Source organism: Thermoflexus sp. (assembly GCF_025055495.1).
GTDB lineage: Bacteria > Chloroflexota > Anaerolineae > Thermoflexales > Thermoflexaceae > Thermoflexus.
The window spans coordinates 1-2,706 of the sequence record NZ_JANWXB010000067.1 but is presented as its reverse complement, the minus strand read 5'-3'; the positions used below and the strand labels follow the sequence as shown (position 1 = coordinate 2,706).

General features: G+C 65.5%; 2 protein-coding genes. Both read left to right on the top strand.

All coding sequences use genetic code 11. The features are described 5' to 3' along the window. Window positions 1-977, top strand: a 977-nt coding sequence (locus NZM16_RS02540) for a DUF3782 domain-containing protein (RefSeq protein WP_295478305.1), incomplete at its 5' end; no start/stop codon positions are given. A gap of 173 nt (window positions 978-1,150) precedes the next feature. After that, window positions 1,151-2,476: an imidazolonepropionase gene (gene hutI, locus NZM16_RS02535; protein WP_295478302.1), complete on the top strand. Its 1,326-nt coding sequence runs from the start codon at window positions 1,151-1,153 to the stop codon at window positions 2,474-2,476. The last annotated feature ends 230 nt before the right edge of the window (window positions 2,477-2,706 follow it).

Below are 2,706 nucleotides of genomic sequence, written 5' to 3'. Positions count from 1 at the left end.
TGTTGCGGGAACATCAGGAATGGCGAGAACAGCTACGAGCGCTGATCCTGACGGAGGAGTTGTTGCGGCTTCCGGCGGAGTTTCGGGCTTTCCGGGATGAGATCTTCGAGGCCTTCCGCCGGGAAACCGAAGCCCGCTTTCAAATGCTGGCGGAGGCGCAACGGCGGACAGACGAACGGTTGGGGCGGCTGGAGGAGGCGTTGGGTGCCCTGGCGGAGGCCCAGCGGCGCACGGAGGAGCGGGTGGAGCAGCTGGCGGAGGCCCAGCGGCGCACGGAAGAGCGGCTGGAGCAGCTGGCGGAGGCCCAGCGGCGCACAGAGGAGCGGGTGGAGCAGCTGGCGGAGGCCCAGCGGCGCACGGAGGAGCGGCTGGAGCAGCTGGCGGAGGCACAGCGGCGCACCGAGGAGCGGCTGGAGCGGCTGGCGGAGGCTCAGCGGCGCCTGGAGGAGCGAGTGGAGCAGCTGGCGGAGGCTCAGCGGCGCACCGAGGAGGAATTGAAGGAGCTGGCGAAAACCGTGGCGGCCCTGGTGGAGGCTCAGCAGCGCCTGGAGGAGCGGCTGGAGCGGATGGAGGGGCGTATCCTCCGCCGTCTGAACGCCTTCGGCGCCCGCTGGGGAATGCGGAGCGAGGCGGCCTGGCGAGCAGGGATGCTCGCTATTCTCCATCACGTCGGATTCCAGGTGGAGCGATGGCAGGCCTTCGATGAGCAAGGCGAGGTCTTCGGCTATCCGGCCTTCGTGGAGCTGGATGTGGTGATCCGGGATGGGACTCACATGGTGATCGAGTTGAAGACCTCTGCCACCCTCGAGGCGTTGGCGACCCTCGAACGGAAGGTGAGGTTCTACGAGCGCCGGGTGGGACAGCCGGTGAAGCGGCGCATCCTGGTGACGCCGTGGTTTGAATCCGGGGTGAAGGAAGCGGCCCAGCGGATGGGATGGGAGCTCTACGGGGAGCCCGAGGATCTCGTCGAGGAATGAAGCGCTCAGCCATCCTGGTACATCTTTCATCCTGGCATAATCCCTTTGCCCTTCTACCGGTGCAATCGAGAAGGCTTTCTTCCACAGATGGGGAGCGCAGGGGATGAGCGCTCCCCATCTCTTTCCACCCTCCCCGTTCAGGCCATCATCGTGAAAGGAAGGTAGGATTCCCGATGAAGGGTATGAAAGTCGACCTGCTGATCCGCAACGCGGCGCAGATCGCCACCCCCACGGGCCCCGGGCCGGCGCGAGGAGGCGCCATGGGATTCCTCCGGCTGATCTCCGGGGGCGCTGTCGCTATCCGGGAGGGACGGGTTGTCGCCATCGGCCCCACCTCCGAGGTCGAGGCGCAGATCGAGGAGGCTGCGGAGATCGTGGAGGCCCGGCATCAGACGGTGATCCCCGGCTTCGTGGATCCTCATACCCATTTGATCTGGGCCGGCGATCGCGTGGCGGAGTTCGAGCTGCGCCTGAAAGGGGCCACGTATCTGGAGATCCTCCAGGCCGGAGGGGGAATCCTCTCCACCGTGCGAGCGACCCGCGCGGCTTCCGCCGAGCAATTGATGGTCGAGACCCGTTCCCGCCTGGATCGAATGTTGTTGCACGGCACGACCACGGCGGAAGCGAAGACCGGATACGGCCTGGAATGGGAAACGGAACGCCGCCTGCTGGAGGTCCTCCACCGCCTGAACGGCGCTCACCCCATGGATCTGGTGCCGACCTTCATGGGCGCTCACGCTGTCCCGGAGGAATACCAGGAGGATCCTGAGGCCTATGTCGAACGGCTGATCGAGGAGATGCTGCCGGAGGTCGCGGCACAACGGTATCCGGTCGACGGTCCATGGTCTCCTCCATGGGCAAATGGCCGGGCGGCCTGGTTCTGCGATGTGTTCTGTGAGCGGGGGGCCTTCGATCTGGATCAAACCCGTCGGATCCTGGAGGCGGCGAAGGCCCTGGGCTTTGGCCTGAAGGTGCATGCCGATGAGTTCGAGCCGGCGCTGGGCGCAACGCCTCTGGCGGTGCAGCTAAGGGCGATCAGCGTGGATCACCTGGTAAGCACGCCGCCGGAACATCTGGAGCTCCTTGCCCGTTCGGAGACGATCGGCGTGATGCTTCCGGGCACGCCCTTCGGGTTGGCGACCGGACACTATGGGCGGGGACGATCGTTGATCGATGCCGGGGGCGCCTTGGCCATCGCCACGGATCTCAACCCGGGGACCTCGTGGTGTGAATCGATGCCGATGATGATCGCCCTGGCGACCCGGTATATGAAGCTCACGCCGGCGGAGGCCCTTACGGCGGCGACCCTCAACGCCGCCTGCGCCATCGGACTGGGTCACGAGATCGGGAGCCTGGAGCCCGGCAAGCAGGCGGACCTGGTGCTCTTGGATGCGCCTGATTATCGGCATCTGGCCTATCGGTATGGGGTGAATCTGGTGCACACCGTGGTGAAGCGAGGGCGGATCGTCGTCCGGGAAGGGCGCATCCAGTATGATTAAAGCGCAGGGAGGGGGATCCAGGGGAGTCATTCCATTCCTACCGCGGCTCTCGACGGCATAGCTTCATCCATGGAAACTTTGATCCCTGGGGGGTGCAAGGATGACCATCGGCCAGCGGATCCCGATGCGAGATGGACGTCTGAAAGTCACTGGGCAGCTGAAGTTCGGTGCGGACCTCCGGTTGCCGGATCTGCTCCATGCCCGCTTGGTGCTCAGCCCCTACGCCCACG

What these genes read in the sequence shown, in the direction of transcription:
- hutI (WP_295478302.1), top strand. Translation starts at nt 1,151, where the DNA reads ATGAAGGGTATGAAAGTCGACCTGCTGATCCGCAACGCGGCGCAGATC.